This is a genomic window from Klebsiella sp. BIGb0407, from assembly GCF_024807845.1.
Taxonomy (GTDB): Bacteria; Pseudomonadota; Gammaproteobacteria; order Enterobacterales; family Enterobacteriaceae; genus JGM124.
This window is the reverse complement of the sequence record NZ_JANUEQ010000009.1, coordinates 109,270-125,423: the sequence shown is the minus strand read 5'-3', so window position 1 is coordinate 125,423 and position 16,154 is coordinate 109,270. Positions and strand designations below refer to the sequence as shown.

At 49.0% G+C, this 16,154-nt stretch carries 16 protein-coding genes; 7 read left to right on the top strand and 9 right to left on the bottom strand.

The genetic code is table 11. The annotated features are described in order from the left end of the window. Positions 1-11 precede the first annotated feature (11 nt). The 6 genes from M2387_RS21910 to M2387_RS21885 form a co-directional block, all read right to left on the bottom strand. The gene (locus M2387_RS21910; RefSeq protein WP_259052648.1) at positions 12-995 is read right to left on the bottom strand and encodes a substrate-binding domain-containing protein; all 984 of its coding nucleotides are present in this window, start codon (positions 993-995) and stop codon (positions 12-14) included. Then, positions 985-2,052, bottom strand: a complete 1,068-nt coding sequence (locus M2387_RS21905; protein WP_259052647.1) for an ABC transporter permease — start codon at positions 2,050-2,052, stop codon at positions 985-987. Before M2387_RS21905 ends, M2387_RS21910 begins: the two co-directional genes overlap by 11 nt. Further along, a complete protein-coding gene (xylB, locus tag M2387_RS21900) occupies positions 2,052-3,497 on the bottom strand; it encodes a xylulokinase (protein ID WP_259052646.1) in 1,446 nt (481 codons plus the stop codon). Before xylB ends, M2387_RS21905 begins: the two co-directional genes overlap by 1 nt. 5 nt (positions 3,498-3,502) lie before the next feature. Further along, a complete protein-coding gene (locus M2387_RS21895) occupies positions 3,503-4,138 on the bottom strand; it encodes an SIS domain-containing protein (protein ID WP_259052645.1) in 636 nt (211 codons plus the stop codon). Positions 4,139-4,325: 187 nt separating this feature from the next. Next, positions 4,326-5,264 carry a sugar-binding transcriptional regulator gene (locus M2387_RS21890; protein WP_259052644.1) on the bottom strand — a complete coding sequence of 313 codons (939 nt, stop codon included), beginning with the start codon at positions 5,262-5,264 and terminating at the stop codon, positions 4,326-4,328. Between the two features lie 100 nt (positions 5,265-5,364). Continuing rightward, a complete protein-coding gene (locus M2387_RS21885; RefSeq protein ID WP_259052643.1) occupies positions 5,365-6,351 on the bottom strand; it encodes a sugar-binding transcriptional regulator in 987 nt (328 codons plus the stop codon). 203 nt (positions 6,352-6,554) lie between these two features. Between M2387_RS21885 and M2387_RS21880 the strand changes: the two genes are divergently transcribed. From M2387_RS21880 to M2387_RS21870, 3 genes are all read left to right on the top strand, one after another. Beyond that, entirely contained in the window at positions 6,555-7,238 is a 684-nt protein-coding gene (locus M2387_RS21880) for a class II aldolase/adducin family protein (protein WP_259052641.1), read from the top strand. Positions 7,239-7,346: 108 nt separating this feature from the next. Next, on the top strand, positions 7,347-7,904 hold the full coding sequence (locus tag M2387_RS21875) for a kinase inhibitor (protein ID WP_259052639.1): 558 nt from the start codon (positions 7,347-7,349) through the stop codon (positions 7,902-7,904). 16 nt (positions 7,905-7,920) lie between these two features. Next, on the top strand, positions 7,921-8,709 hold the full coding sequence (locus M2387_RS21870) for an AraC family transcriptional regulator (protein ID WP_409040248.1): 789 nt from the start codon (positions 7,921-7,923) through the stop codon (positions 8,707-8,709). 66 nt (positions 8,710-8,775) lie between these two features. On the opposite strand, the gene M2387_RS21865 is transcribed toward M2387_RS21870, so the two are convergent. Beyond that, on the bottom strand, positions 8,776-9,960 hold the full coding sequence (locus tag M2387_RS21865; RefSeq protein WP_259052635.1) for a MalY/PatB family protein: 1,185 nt from the start codon (positions 9,958-9,960) through the stop codon (positions 8,776-8,778). A gap of 58 nt (positions 9,961-10,018) precedes the next feature. Then, entirely contained in the window at positions 10,019-11,614 is a 1,596-nt protein-coding gene (gene malX, locus M2387_RS21860; RefSeq protein ID WP_259052632.1) for a maltose/glucose-specific PTS transporter subunit IIBC, read from the bottom strand. Positions 11,615-11,794: 180 nt separating this feature from the next. Between malX and malI the strand changes: the two genes are divergently transcribed. From malI to M2387_RS21840, 4 genes are all read left to right on the top strand, one after another. Further along, positions 11,795-12,823, top strand: coding sequence for a Mal regulon transcriptional regulator MalI (malI, locus tag M2387_RS21855; RefSeq protein ID WP_259052630.1), 1,029 nt, complete (start codon positions 11,795-11,797; stop codon positions 12,821-12,823). Between the two features lie 444 nt (positions 12,824-13,267). Then, positions 13,268-13,591, top strand: a complete 324-nt coding sequence (locus tag M2387_RS21850; RefSeq protein WP_259052627.1) for an antibiotic biosynthesis monooxygenase family protein — start codon at positions 13,268-13,270, stop codon at positions 13,589-13,591. Then, positions 13,584-13,976 (top strand): amino acid-binding protein, encoded by a 393-nt coding sequence (locus tag M2387_RS21845; protein WP_259052625.1) that lies wholly within the window; start codon positions 13,584-13,586, stop codon positions 13,974-13,976. Before M2387_RS21850 ends, M2387_RS21845 begins: the two co-directional genes overlap by 8 nt. A 1-nt stretch (position 13,977) precedes the next feature. After that, positions 13,978-14,685, top strand: a complete 708-nt coding sequence (locus M2387_RS21840) for an ArsR/SmtB family transcription factor (protein WP_259052623.1) — start codon at positions 13,978-13,980, stop codon at positions 14,683-14,685. 41 nt (positions 14,686-14,726) lie between these two features. Here the strand turns inward: M2387_RS21840 and M2387_RS21835 are convergent, their stop codons facing one another. Further along, positions 14,727-16,130: an FAD-binding oxidoreductase gene (locus M2387_RS21835; protein WP_259052621.1), complete on the bottom strand. Its 1,404-nt coding sequence runs from the start codon at positions 16,128-16,130 to the stop codon at positions 14,727-14,729. Between the last annotated feature and the right edge of the window lie 24 nt (positions 16,131-16,154).

Here is a 16,154-nt window from a genome sequence, read left to right as displayed (position 1 = left end):
AAGGGCCGAGATTAATAAGCAGAACCAATAACAGTGGCGGCGTTATCCTTATTAACCAATAACGGCGGGTTATTGATCATGTCAGGGACTGTTTCACCGTTCAGGCTCTTCTTAACGCTTTCCACGAGGATTTCTGCCAGTTTGACAGGCTCTTGAATTGCACCAGCTTTCAGCACGCTATTATCCTGAATCGCTTTAACGCCTTCTTTATCGACAAAGCTGTAGAGTTTGACGCGGTCTTTCGCACCCAGTTGATTAATTGCGGCTAATGCTCCGATTGCTGCGGGCTCGGTATCAGAGAATACGACGGTAATATCGGGATTGCCCTGTAGCATTTCTGTTGTGACTTTTAGCGAAGTAGTCTCTTCAACTTTACCGTTTACCAGGGCAACAAATTTAACGTTTTTATTCACAGCCAGGGCATCTTTAAAACCATCATCACGAGCATTAGCTGAAACCGAGGTAGGCTCACCGACAATACCGATAATGGCCGAGCCATCCGGGCCGATTTCTTTCAGTAATGCTTCACCGATTAAACGCCCACCTTCACGTTGATCTGTCTGTACGCCTTGTACCACAGTCACATTCTGTAGTTTCATACTTTCACTATCGGGCAGTAAGTTGATAGTAAAAGCCGGGATATTGGCTTTATTCAACTGATTAATGCCTGCCACACAAGGGCCGGAAGACACACAGTTTACGGCCACAGCATCTACTTTCTGCTGAATAAAACTTTCCACCTGAGAGAGTTGTTTGGCATCGTCATTATCGGCAATGGAGATTTTTATATTCATGCCCTGGGCTGCCGCACTATCCTCAAAACTCTTTTTCATTGCCACATAATACGGATTAGTTAAGTTAGGTAATGTGACTCCCAGAGTTTTCCTGGCGGGTTCATTGGTGGTCTGTTTATCATCCTCGCGGTTACAGCCGGACAGCGCTGTGACAGCCGCAAGAATTAAAATACCGACGGATAACTTCTTACTATTTTGCATGTGTATCCCCTTCTTGTAAGGTACTTTGGTTTTCGTTTTTTATGGGTGCAGCGTGAAGTGTTTTCCTGGATTTCAGCCAGGGCAGTGTTAATTTTCTTGAAGAGCGAAGCGTGTCGAAAGTGACACCGAACAGGATGATGAGGCCGATAACCAAGGGTTGCCAGTAAGCACTGACGTTCATCACATTCATTAAGTTTGAAATTGCGGCGATAAGCATCGCACCGATCATTGCGCCGATAATGCTACCGGTTCCGCCAAACAGACTGACTCCACCGACTACTGCACCGGCAATAGAGAAGAACAGTTCATCGCCACGGCCTGCGGTCGGGTAGCCTGTCATCAGTCTTGAACCATAAATTAAGCCACCACAAGCAGCGCACAGGCCTGAAATGGAATACACCAGCAGGGTAATGCGTGGGATACTGATCCCGGAAAGTCTTGCTGCATCCGCATTACCACCTACGGCATAGATATGCGTGCCCGTGACGGTGCGGCGTAAGAAAATAACCGCAATCACCACTGCAATCAGCAAGGCAATAACCGGGAAGGGAATACCTAATGGTTTTGACTGACCAATTAAGCTGTAGCCAATTTGTGTTACACGAATAGACTCAGCGCCGGTAATAATTTGCGGAATAGACGCAGCGACTCCCATCATGGCAAAGGTCACGATAAACGGCGGTACTCCGGTACGCTCAATGATTAAACCATTAACAAAACCGGTCAGTGCCCCGACCGCGAGCACTATCGGTATAGTTAATTGCCAGGATATACCAAACTTTTCCATTAATAGTGCGGCGACCACACAGGTCATCGCTACAATCGAACCGCAGGAAAGATCGATACCTCCAGTCAGCAATACAAATGATTGCCCCAGGCAGAGAAACGCAATGACCGCGCCATTGAGCAGGAGGATCATAATATTAGAGACGGTTAAAAAGTTGGGTGAGGCAATAAATCCACCTATCATCACCAGGATGAATACCACTGCTATTCCTGTTTCAGCAGGAACTCTAAAGGGTTTTGTCCGAGGTTTGGTGTTGTCTTGAGTGCTCATTAATCTTCTCCCAGACTGCTGTTAACGCGTAACTGATAATTTTCAAGAACTTGTCGGCTGTCATATTGTGGCTCTGCGGCTATTTCCAGAGGGCAGCTCCAGCGCTCAGCCATCTCTGCATTACTCAATTTTAATACCGCGGCAGCCGCCTGCACCGCGGCACCTGCGGCGGCAGTTTCGCCAACCGGGGAGATATAGACCGTTTTCCCGGTAAGGTCGGCAAGTATCTGACAGTAGGCTTTTGATTTTGCACCGCCCCCCGTAATGACCAGGCGACCGTCGCTGATAAAGTTATGTTCTGCGAGTTTTTTACCGCCTGAAAGCAGTCCACAGAGCACGCCTTCAATGGCTGCCCGGGCAATATCATTTGCGGTGGTAGTGGTCAGGATGCCGTGTAATTGCCCCGTCTGGTGCGGTAAATTCGGCGTACGTTCGCCATCCAGCCAGGGCAGGAGCGTCAGACCGTGGGCACCGGGCGTGGCTGTCAGAGCCAGTTCATCAAATTCAGCGGTGGTAGCACGTAAGATACGGCGAAAGGTATCTGTGACTTTGGCGGCATTGAGCGTGGTTATCATCGGCATAAACTGACCGGTTGCGTCAGCGTAGCCATTAATTGTGCCGCTGGTATCGATAATTCCTTCGGGGCTAATACCATACAGTGTGCCGCTGGTACCAATAGAGATAGCCATATCACCCGGTAACAGATTCATGCCCAGCGCGGCAGACATATTATCCCCGGTACCGACACCGACAATCGCCCCGGTGAGTTGCTCAAATCCCGCCTCTGCAATCACTTTCCCGGCGGGCTGGCTGGAGGGAATAATGGCTGGCCAGCGTGCCAGCCAGTCAATATCCGGATTAACCAGCTCAGCTAATTGTGGCTGCCAGGTATTGTCAAAAGGATTGAAATAACCGGTTCCTGACGCACCGCCTCGTTCGGTAACAAAGCTGCCACTGAGTTTGTACACCAAATAATCAAACGGCAGCATAATTCGGTGGCTGGCTGCAAGTAGTCCCGGGCAGTGCGCTTCTGTCCATGCCAGTTTAGAAATGGTCATCGCCGGGCCCGGAACCGATCCGGTTAATGCCGCCCATTGCCATGCAGGGAATTTGTCAGATAGTTCCTGAGCTTCGGGAGCGGACTCAGTATCATTCCAGAGTTTTGCGGGACGTAGTGGATTGTCGTGTTTATCGAGGATAACCAGCCCGTGCCCCTGACCACCGACGGCAAGACCGGCAATTCTCGGCCACCAGTCACGGAGTTCATGCAAGGCAATTTTCAGCGCTTCCCACCAGACAGTCGGATCTTGCTCACTGCAAGGCGGCGTCGACGGTGGGTGGGGAGCCTTTGCCTCTGCGACTACTGCGCCTGTTTTCAGGTCACGCAGCATCACAGTGCATGATTGAGTCGATGAGTCTATACCCGCAACAATATCCCGCATCATGGTCATTACCCCTGCGCTGAGTTATGCAGCTGTTTTAAACTGTCTTGTGCATGCTTACCGACTGCACCTGCTGGATGAGTATAGAAGAATGATTCCCATTCATAGCCTCGCATCTGACGGGTGATTTCCACCAATACATCAGTCAGCGCAGAGAATGAAAGAGTACAGCCCGTCGCGACTACACCGCCTAAATCGCAATTTTTCGCCAGTGGAATGGTCAGGACATAGTCTGCCAGCTGTGCGAATTCAGATTGAGGATTAGCCGTTACCACGATCAGTGATTTGCATAATTTTTTTCCAAGGCGACAGAAATCATTCAGCTCTTGTGAGCTGCCGCCCTTTGAGAACGCCAGAATAAGGTCATCTGCGGTTAAGGCTCCCATACCGCCGTGTAGCCCATCACTAGGAGGAAGATGGAATGCGGGAGTGCCGCAGACAGAAAAAAGGTGGGCGGAACGATGAGCGACGGCGCCACTGGTACCGCTACCGGTGACCAGTATTTTGCCTTTGCAGTCGGCAATCGCCCGGGCTGCATCATGGAAAACAGGTTGTTCGAACAGGGATCGGATAGCATTTACGGCCTGGAGGTCATTCTCTATGACGCCTTGCGCTATTTTTGCGATATCAAGTTGTTTACTCATTTGATTGCACTCTTTGCTCATTTGATTGACTCTAACATACCCTGGAGGTATCAGGCGTCAAGTGTGCGCGTATACTTATCAAATGAGCACATCATTATTCATGCAACAACAGGCTGTCATTGCATGAATACAGTGATTAAGTTATCAAATATGGGTTAAGGGAGGGGGACGAAGACGTCTCTGGCGACTAGACGGTTAACAGATAACGAGCGACACCGGCATCCGTCACCAGGGTGCTGACCCAGTGACCTTTTAGCGTTGCGGCAATGGCTTCACGTTTCTCTAAACCACCGGCAATCGCCACTACCTGGCGGACTTTACGGACTTGTTCCGCCACCATAGACAGACCAACCTTATCTAAAGGAGAAGGAATAGCGTTTCCATCGCGGTCGATGATAGTGGTACAGATATCTGCGCAGACGCCAGCCTGCAAGACCTCTTTTTTCCATTCCTCAGGGAAGGTATGGAACATACAGGACTCTGCGGGTGACCAGGAGCCTATTCCGGTGAGCAGGACATCCAGCGAGTCATACATTTTATGGACCGCGGCGATACTCGGCTCCAGCAATAAATTCTGTGCCGTTTCGGGGTTATCGACCCACATAGGGACATAGATAGGATAGGCTTTCCCGCCGCCAATAGCGGCAATACGGTGGACGAGTTCAATAGAGTTATGTGTGAACTCCATTCCGGGTTGTGCGCCCGCGGCTTGCACTACTTTTAGCATAGGCAGTACGGTCAGGGCGTCTGCTACCGCAGAAAGTACCCGGCCAGAGGCAATGCCAACATGCATGCCTGGTTTAAGGATCTCTTCAACAACCGATGCTCCGAGCTTACCTAACTGTTCAGTCAGTGCGCCTGAGGGTAGGTCCGGACCTGCCAGTACCACGGCCTCATCGAGATTGAATTTTTTCTTAATTTGCTGTGACAGCTCAACATCGATAACTTGCTGGTCTTGAATGACGAATTTAACCAGACCCCGTTCGATGGCATCATCTATCAAACGAGCAACGCGAAAGCGCGAGATAGCCATCTCTTCAGCAATCTGACTTTTCGTCTTACGTTCAATAAAGTAGGCTTTTGCTACAGTGATAGCCTGAATGGTGGAAAGAGGCAGGTTAGTCACAATGTTTTACTCCCGGCTATCATGCAATATGAGTGCGATGCTCTATCAAATGAGCAAATTTTACAAGTAATCTCAGAGTATGGAAACGACTTATATTGATCTAAGGCCGCTGTAGCAGCATTAAAGCCGTACTCTCATCGGTGATCAATACCGTCGCATTTCCACCGGATAACAGGGCATGAAGAGCGGGGACTTTATCTTTACCGCCGGCGATGCAAATACGCTCCGGGATCTGCTGTAATTTTTCGAGCGTGATCCCTATCATTTTATTATCCAGTTCACCGAGAACCGCGTGACCTGATTTATCAAAAAACCGTCCCGCCATCATACCGACAGCGCCTGCTTGCTGGTAAGGTAGGGCTTCATCTTGCTCTAAATAACCGCTGATAAAAGCCATGCTCTGTGGCCCTAAGTCAGCCATTCCGAAAACGATTTTGGAGCAGGAGTGCAGCAGGGAAAATTTCTCTTTAATACTTTTCTCTGCCATTAACGCCTCTTTTAGCGCGTAGCTTGAGACGATACCGGGAGCGTGAAGATTGACGCAGCGAGCGTGTAACCGGGTGGCCATATTTGCAGTACAGCGCTCCGTGGAGGATTCATAGGCGCCCATCGCGCTACCCGCCGCCTGGACGATGGTCAGGTTGGGAAGTGTCATTTCAGGCACCGTTTCTGACATCGCCAGTACCGTTTTTCCCCAGCAGACGCCGAGAATATCTTCCGGCTTGATGACCGAGGTGAGATAGCGGCCTGCGGCTCGCCCGATACGTTCATAATCCTGGCCAATGCCGCCATCATCGGGAACGACAATCACCGTTTCTAACGGGTAGCGCGCTTTGAGTTCGCGAGCCCCGCGTACGGCTGAAAGATGTTGCGGAGCGACGCTTATCGAGACTATGCCTTCATCCCGGGCGGCCTGGAGCATTTTCACCACCGTCGTGCGTGAAACATGTAATAAGTCTGCAATAGCTTGCTGGGTCATACTTTCTTCATAGTAGAGCCAGGCAGCCCAAATTAATGGATTACCATGAAATTCAACGGGAACATCTGCAACTTTATCGTTAACCAGCTGATGACCAGGGTATTCCATGATTTTTATCCGTTAATTTTCCAGAGAGTGGCTTGATTGTGCCTGCTTGATGGTATCCGCGTCATCTTAAACTGTGCGGATAGTGACAAATGTCACGCTATGTTAATCATATGTTGCCCTGTAATTGACAAAAGTTTTTATAAAATGCCATATGTCACCACGCGAACGATCCAGTAAGTATTCTTATCACCGGAGCAAACAGCATGACGACAAACTCAATTAAAAATCTTGATGTGCGTGAATCTATGGTTCGTACCTGCTTAAAAATGAATGAAGTCGGTATCAACCAGGGGACATCAGGAAATTTATCGGTACGTATTGAGGGTGGTTTTCTGATAACGCCGAGTTCAATGCCTTATGAACAAATGCAGCCAGAGGATATTGTCGAGATGGGGTTTGATGGTAGCTGGGAAGGGCTGCATATTCCCTCATCAGAATGGCGTTTTCACTTGGATATTCTGGCGGCGCGTCCGGAACGCAATGTGGTGCTGCATACCCACTCAATGTATGCCACAACGCTCGCGATTCATCATAAAGAGATCCCGGCTTTTCACTATATGATTGCCGTTGCCGGGGGGAGCACTATCCGTTGCTCACCTTATGCCACTTTTGGCTCACAGGAGCTCTCTGACGTTGCGGTTAAAGCCTTAGAAGGTCGTGATGCCTGTCTGTTAGGGCAGCATGGACAGATAGCCATTGGAACGACTCAGGACAAAGCATTATGGCTGGCGATTGAAGTAGAAACGATTTCTCGCATGTATGTCCAGGCGCTGTCTCTGGGTGAGCCACCGATTCTTGCTGATGAAGAGATCCAGCGCGTAATTGAAAAGATTAAAACTAGCGGCTATGGGTTAGCTGAAAAGCGCAGTGCGATCAGGACAGTTTAATTTTGCAGGTAAAGCGAGCGTTATGGCACAAAATTAAAGCTTTTCTGCACAACCTCCTTCGGACATCTTCGGTAGGCTAAAGATCTTGTTTACCCCGTGGGATCGAAGATGAAAAAGATAATGACAATATCGGCTGTTGCTCTGTTGAGTTTCAGCGCCAACAGCTTTGCGGCGAACAATTTTACCGTCACCAGTACCGATATGAGCGGCGATAAACCCTTATCACAGCAGCAAGTATTTAACGATTTTGGTTGTTCAGGGCAGAATATATCTCCGCAACTGGCATGGGCTAACGCACCTGAAGGCACCAAAAGTTTTGCCATCACCGCCTACGATCCCGATGCGCCAACCGGTAGCGGCTGGTGGCACTGGACAGTGGTTAATCTTCCAGCAACCACCACCAGTCTGCCAGCAGGTGCCGGGGATAAGCTAAAACCGCAGTTACCGGCGTCAGCAGTACAGGGACGTAATGATTATGGTTATGCCGGGTTTGGCGGCGCTTGCCCACCACCTGGTGCGAAACCGCATCGTTATCAGTTTACCGTCTGGGCATTAAATACCGATAAGTTACCGTTAGATAACCAGTCGAGCGGTGCTATGGTAGGCTATATGCTCAATAATGCGGCCCTGGCGAAGGCCGAAATGACGGTTAAATTTGGACGATAAAATGCAAGCTAACGCGGTGTCAAAGGTGCAGGTACGCTTTAATCGGCTGACGTCTACCGAAGTCCATTCCAGCCGTCTGCATCATTTGCACCGTGTTAAACTGTTCTCCGCCGCGCTTTGCCATATCACGCAAGGAAGCAAAGTGATTGTGCAGGATGAGAAGCGTTTAGTGGCGACATCCCGTTCACTGATTATTCTCCCGGCCAACACCGCGCTGGAGATTATTAACCAGCCCGAAAACGGTTTTTTTAATTCCGATTTGCTGTTTTTGTCACCCGAAGTCCTGAGCCGTTTTAAGCAGCAATATCTGCACAGCGTAACGCCCGGTCAACTGACATCGCTCTGCGCACCTTTAAGCGCCGATCTCTCTTTTCTTTGGTCTGCGGTGCTAAATGCGGTTCGTACTGATTTGTCCGCCAGCGTGCAGGAACACCTGGTGATGGGCTTATTACGGGTACTGCATCAGGAGGGGCTGGCGGGTCCGCTATTAATTGAACCGCGCTTTAATCTGACCGAGCAAGTCCGACAGCTGATTTTGTTTGCACCCGCCAGCCAGTGGAGCGTGGAGGATGTGGCAGGTCAGCTATCTCTCGGCGCTTCAACCCTGAGACGTCGTCTACAGAATGAAGGCCAGAATTTTCGGCAGATTGTCGAAGAAGTCCGCATGGCATGTGCTTTATCACTACTTCAGTCGACTCGCTTACCGGTGGCCGATGTTGCGCTGAAATGTGGTTATCTTTCCGGTTCACGTTTTACCGCACGCTTCCAAAATCATTATGGGTGCTTACCCAAAAATATCCGCTGATATACCCGTCATACTTCAAGCCACAACTTGAATTATTTAGGGTATAGGTCAGTGTGCTCAGCGCGATTAATCTTTAAATGACTTTACCGCACGAATAAACCGGTCCAGGCCATCGGCTAATTTTATACATGAACAGCCGACATTAAAGCGGATATAACCCCGACCTTGTTCACCATAGGTTTCGCCCGGCATAATGGCGACTTTCTCCTGATGAATTAACCGCTGCTGGAGTTCTTTATCATCAATATTCAGTGGGGAGATATCTATCCAGGCCAGATAAGTGGATTCCGGAACCTGCCAGTTTAATTCCGGTAGTTCGGCGTTTAGCCTTTCCTGGAGATAGTTTAAATTGGCGAAAAGATACTCGCGTAATGATGTAAACCAGTCATCCGTTTCTCTGTAAGCCACAATATGTGCGATAACCGCAAAAATAGCCGGGGAAGATAAACCATCACACACTTTTAACTTATTGAAATACCCTTCACGCGAGGCTTTATCATTAATAATCCCGTAAGCGCCGGTTAATGCAGGAACATTAAAGGACTTCGAGGCGGAGGTGAAAAGGGCGTAAGGTTCTGTGCTCACCGCGGACCAGGGAATGTGTTTTGCGTCACCCCAGCAGAGATCCATATGAATTTCATCGCTAATCACCCGCACATTATGACGTTTGCATAACGTCGCCATCATCGACAGCTCTTCTGCTGACCAGACTTTGCCGGTTGGATTATGCGGGCTACAAAGTAATAAGACACGGGTGGTGGGTTCAGCGAGTAGTGCTTCCAGTTGTGCCATATCGCAAACCCATTTGTTATCCTGACGGGTTAACGGACAAGGGCGAACTTTGCGGTGATTGCCTTCGATAGTCTTAAAGAATGCGTCGTAAGCGGGCGTATGAATTATCACACCGTCACCAGTATTGCTCCACTGGCAAATTAACTGACTCACCATATAGATAACTGACGGACCATACACGACCTGCTCGGTGTGGATATCATGGTTAAAGGATTTCTTAAACCAGCACTGAATAGCCGAAAGAAAATCACTGTGCTGCCAGCGACTATAACCAAACACCCCATGCTGAGTGCGTTTGAGCATCGCTTCAATAATCTGCGGTGCCGTTGCGAAATCCATATCTGAGATAGTAAACGGCAGTAAATCAGCCTCGCCAAATCTGTCCTGAACAAAATCCCATTGAGTACAGTAGGTATTATGGCGATCGACAGGTTGTGAGAAGTTGTTATCTCTATTCATTGACGTTATCCATCATCCTGAACAATACGGCACCGATAAATATCAGTGCCGTAAGGGGTTAACTTTCTGTTGTCTGTATCAGCCGCTCTAATTCATCTTTGACTGACTGAACCTGCGGGCCAATAACCACTTGCAGGTTATTATCATTCAGACGAATGACGCCAATGGCTCTTAATGATTTTAATTCCGCATCATCAACTTTACTCATGTCCTTAATCGACATACGCAGACGCGTAATACAGTTATCCAGCGTGATGATGTTCTCTTTACCACCTAATGCTTGCAACATAGCGGCAGAGTCATAGCCTGATTTAGTGGTGACCGGTGCGGTGGATTTATCTTTGCCCGCAGTTTTCTCATCGGTATCACGTCCTGGTGTTTTGATATTAAACCGGGTGATAGCGAAGCGGAAAATCGCGTAGTAAGAAACAAACCAGATAAAGGCAACGATTGGCACCATATACCATTTTGTTTCCAGGCCATGCAGAACCCCGAAGACCACAAAATCAATAAGGTTACCGTCGGTATTACCGATAGTGACGCCAGTAATCGCCATCACGGTAAAGCCTAAACCGGTCAATATCGCGTGGATCAGATACAGGAAAGGCGCGACAAATAAGAACAGGAATTCAATCGGTTCGGTGGTACCACCAATAACACAGGCAACCACACCAGAAATTAATAAACCTTTAATTTTATGACGGTTGCCTGGGTGGGCACAGTGATAGATAGCGAGTGCTGCACCCGGTAATCCGCCTAAGAATGCTGGCATTTTACCCTGTGACAGGAACTGGGTGGCGCTCCCGGAGAAGCCGTGCGTTGTCGGGCAGGATAATTGTGCCTGGAAAATGGTTAATGCGCCACTGACCTGGTTGCCACACACTTCCATGGTGCCACCGGCTTCAGTAAAGCGAATAATGGCAACCAAGATATGCTGGAGTCCGAAAGGTAATAACAGCCGCTCACCGGTACCAAAAATCATCGGACCGAAGGCTCCGGCACCGCTGATAAGGCTACCTAACCCAGAAATACCCATGGCAAACCACGGCCAGACTAGCGGAACCGCAAGTCCGACTAAGCCCAGTACCAGAGTAGTAATAATGGGTACAAATCGGGTTCCGCCGAAGAAGGCGAGTGCATCGGGTAAGCGAATAGTGTTAAAGCGTTCATGCAGGAAATAAACGATAATCCCGACAATCACCGCACCCAAAATTCCCGAATCAATAGATTGAATCCCCAGGATATTCTGAATGTTATGCGCTTTTAAAATAGCCGCGTCGGTGGTCGGTAAGATGCCCCGTACGGTCAGGTAAAAGTTGGTCGCCAGGTTAAATACCGCGAAGCCAACGAAACCGGCAAATGCCGCCACGCCTTTATTTTCACGTGCTAAACCGAGTGGGATCGCAATAGCAAACATCACCGGTAAAAAGCTAAAGGCAAACGAGCCTATTTTACTCATCCAGATAAAGGTTAACTGGAATGCCTGATGCTCAAGAAAAGGCAGCAGTGTGATGACATCACGGCTACTGAGTGAACTGCCGATACCCAACATAATTCCGCAGAACGAAAGTAGGGCGACAGGTAACATAAACGTCTTACCCAGGCTCTGGAAAAACTCCCAGAGTGTGATTTTTTGCTTTTGCGGTTTGCTCATACAGCGTCCTACAGACAGATGAAATCCAGAGATAAAATAAGATAAAACGTTTAACCAGCTTAAGCTGTCTGTTTGATCACAAAAATATCTATTATTTTGTGATGTAAGTCTCTAAACAGATAAAACGTTTTATCCTTGATGATGTAAAATAGGCTTCTATTTTCAGGGATGCGGATACTTATGACAGTCAGGAAAGTGACCATCACTGATGTAGCACAAGAGGCGGGCGTCTCTGTTGCCACCGTATCGCTGGTGCTGAGTGGCAAGGGGCGTATTTCTCAAAAAACAGCCGATAAAGTCAATGCCACTATCGAAGCATTGGGCTATGTGCGTAATCAGCAGGCCGCCTTTTTAAGAGATAATGTTTCTAATGTCATCGGCTTAATTGTCCCGGATTTAACCAGCCCGTTCTATTCTGAAGTCGCTTCTGGTATCAGTCACTATCTTGAAATACAAAATAAAATTGTCTTCTTAACTCAGTGCGGAAAAAGTCGTGAGAGTTTTAATCTCTGCCTGGATAGCTTAATCAGCTATGGCGTCGACGGTATTATTGTCGGGGGCGGATCGTTTCTTAATCATGAAGCGCTGCAACGTTTAGCTCAGCATAAAATTCCTGTTGTCTGCGCAGCCCGGGCTAGCGAGTGCTCTGGTATCGATGTTATTCGTCCGGATAACACCCTGGCAGCAAAAATAGCGACCGAGCATTTAATTAATAATGGACACCATCAGATTGCCTATTTTGGCGGTGAAAGCCATTCGTTAACTCGCGCAGAAAGAATCGGCGGCTACTGTTCAACCTTGATTCAATATGGTCTGCCGTTTAAAACGGAATGGATTATTGATGTTGATAATAAGCAGCAGCATATTATTGAGAAAATGACCGACTTTTTGCATCAATACCCTAAAGTGAGCGCCGTGATTTGTCATAATACCGCGACGGCGCTGGGGGCTTATCTGGGGGCATTGAAAATAGGTAATACGATTAGCTCGGCTGATAACTACAGTTATTATAATCAGGAAATTACCCTGCTGGGCTTCGATGATATCGGCAGTGAGGCCTTATATGATATCCCGGTTTCCTTTATTACTCAGCCCGCTCGCGAAATAGGTATTAATGCCGCGAGCAGGATTATTCAGCGCATCAACGAAAGTGATATTCCCCCGCAAAGTATTATGTTAGCGCCGGGTTTTTCTCAGCTTAAAAATTAAAAAGACCATTTAAACAGACATATCGCCTCTATTTTTCCAGACGGTTCCAGTCCGGGCCTGGTACGGCCAGCAGACGATTTCGATCTGTTATTCGAACCGTTTTTCCCTGTTGACGATGACGACTGGCCTGAGTAAATTAAGAGTTATCAAGGCGCGGATATCTTCGGACCCGTGCGTTTTAGTTAGTACCGGAAAAGCCATCCCCTCGGGATGGCTTTTCTCGTTTTAATTCCTGACAACGTGTGGCAGCTGGTTGGATTGGTTGAAATTCTTGATCAGACTCTGAAACGCCGGAGGTAAGAATTCTTTCAGAAAATCACTCTTATGACCAAATCCGATAGCAAACAGTATTGATCTCACTCGCATTCATACTTCGCTCTTAGCCGAAGTATCCCCTGGTAAATACAGGCACTCTGTTCCTGCCCATTCACAGAGGATAAAAATATGATTGCCGTGATTTTTGAAGCTGACGTTATTCCCGCTCAGCAGACCCGTTATCTGGCGCTAGCCGCAGAACTTAAACCTTTGTTAGCCGATATCGAGGGTTTTATTTCGATAGAACGTTTTCAGAGCCTGACGACGGAAGGTAAGCTGTTGTCACTCTCCTGGTGGCGGGACGAAGAGTCGGTATTATTGTGGCGAAAGAACCTGCTGCATAAAGAAGCCCAGGCTGAAGGCAAGGCGACTATTTTTTCGTTTTACCGTATTCGCGTAGTGCAGACCATCAGGGATTACACTTCAGCTCCGGGAGAGATGCACCATGTATGATATTCACGTTATATTAAACAACGAGCCCGGCGGGCTGGCCGCCCTGGGGGGAACCCTGGGACGCAATGGTGTTGGTCTGGAAGGCGGCGGTGTTTTCACGGTGGCTCAGCAGGCGCATGCCCATTTCCTGGTCGAGGATGGCGAGAAAGCTAAAAGGGTGCTGGAAAGCGCAGGTTTTCATGTGGAACATATTTGCCAGCCATTAATCCGTAAACTTAAGCAAGAACGTCCCGGTGAATTAGGCGAAATAGCCGCTATTCTGTCGGATAATGGCGTCAATATTCTGACCCAATATAGCGACCATGCTAATCAACTGATCCTCGTCACTGACAATGATATCGTTGCCGATAAGGTCACTCAACGTTGGGCGGTAATCGCGGAGTAATATGTTAAAACAGGCGAATATTATCGATGATGGCCAGGCGTTGGAGAACGCCATGGTGACGGTAGCCGCGGCCATGGCGGATGCCTCGAGAGTGAAAATACTCTGTGCCCTGATGGACGGGCGAGCCTGGACTGCCACCGAACTGAGTGTGGTTGCGGAAGTCAGTTCTTCCACTACCAGCGCGCATCTAGCCCGTCTGGTGAGCGGTAACCTTCTTACCTGCCTCAGTCAGGGGCGTCATCGGTATTATCGTTTGTCGGGCAGGGAGGTGGCGGAACTGCTCGAAAAGGTGATGGGAATTTCATGGCAGTCGGCCTCAAGCGCAAAAATCACCACACCTTCTTCACTGCGCCTGGCGCGAACTTGCTACGATCATTTGGCGGGTGAAGTGGCGGTCAGTATCTATGACGCAATGCTCGCCCAGGGGTGGCTGACCATTGATGGCAGTGCCCTCACGGCCAAAGGACTGCAACAGTTTGCGCAGCTTGGGATAACGCTTAATTCCCACTCCAGGCGTAAAAAATGCAGCGCCTGCCTGGACTGGAGCGAACGTCGCTTTCATCTGGGCGGTGAAGCAGGTGCCGCTTTTTTTGCGCATTGTGAACGGCAGCGGTGGATAACCCGCGTGCCGGGATACCGTGAAGTGAGTATCACTCTGGCGGGTAAGCGTGCGATTAACAAGTTGTTTGGTGTGACGGTGAGTGAGTAATTCTTCGGGTATATCGGCAGTTGTCACTGCCGATGATTATCTTATCTTTCAGCCAGCAACAAAGGGTCTTTATTTAATTCCAGGGTATCGCGCACCTCCCAGCCCCGGAGTTTACCTGGGTTAAGCAACCCGTCGGGGTCGATATATTTTTTCACCGCAACCACCTCGGGTTTAATTTCGCCCTGTTTGCCATCTTCAACCTGATAAACATGAGGATTATTGATTTTCACGTCATTGGCACGGTAGATATTCATAATCTCGTTCAATCTTTCTTCGCTGGAATAGCGAATAAGCTGTAAGCCACTGGCCGTGATATTGCCGTCATTGTCACGCAAGAATTCAATATGCGACATCACCTCATCGCCGAATAACGCCGCCATCTCGATAATCTGCTGACGATAGTTTTTATAATTAAATGCCGTCTGCAAATAGGTCAGAGAGGCGTCGATTTTTAGCGCGTGCAGCGTGGTGTGGTTCCAGCAATATTCCATCAGTGAGGCATTCGCCTCCTGTGCTGCATCGGAAGACTGACGAATTGCGCTACGGCCACGATATTTTTCCAGTAAACCGGCACAGAACCCTTCGCTTTCCTCGGCAATCACGCTGATTACCGCATGCTGAGTCCCTTGATAATGTCCGTTAAGATGGCTGAAATAAGAGGGGATCGGTGCCGCTAATAGCGCCAGTTCACGTTTCACCAGCCCCGGCGAGCAAGCAAACGCATTGGCATAGTCCAGCGCATCGCTAAAATCGTCGAATACGTCGAGGCGTTCAATCCACTGGTGAACCGGGGCCAGCGCCAGCTCTACTTCAAGTATAATGCCGTTGCTGCCGTAAGCGTGATGCAGCAGCAGTGCTTGCGGGGCGGGAACCTGCAAAATGCGCGGCTCGGCTTCGATGGTCATCACCTTAACGCTAAGGACATTCCCAGGCGCACCCAATGGGCCATAGGTTATCGATCCGATGCCACCAAAGCCGCCACAGTAAAGACCGCCCAGGCTTGCGAGTCGGTAGGTTGACGGCATGCAGCGCAGTTCCCAGCCTGTCGGGCGGCTCAGCGTTTCAATCTCAGAAAGACGAATACCCGCCTGGGCTCGCACCACGCCGTTACCCAGCTCGCAGACCTGATTAAAGGCAGTCATATCCACCAGAATGCCCCCTTTCAGTGGAACCAGCTGGCCGTAATTGCCGGTTGCGCTACCGCGTAAAGTCAGCGGTAATTGGTGGGCAACGCAGGCTTTTACCAGTAAACAGAGCTCTTCTTCATTACGTGGCTTAACTACCGCATCGGCCTGTTTACTTTCCAGCTGCTGCTTCAGTACCGGACTAAACCAGTGAAAATCACGGGAAAGACGTTTTACCTTGGGCCCCTGTAAAGTCCAGTCGAGATCAGGGAGCGACTGATGAATGAGCCCTAGCGCGTGTTGACGTTGTTCACTGTCCATATTCTTCCTGCCTGAAAATCAAAA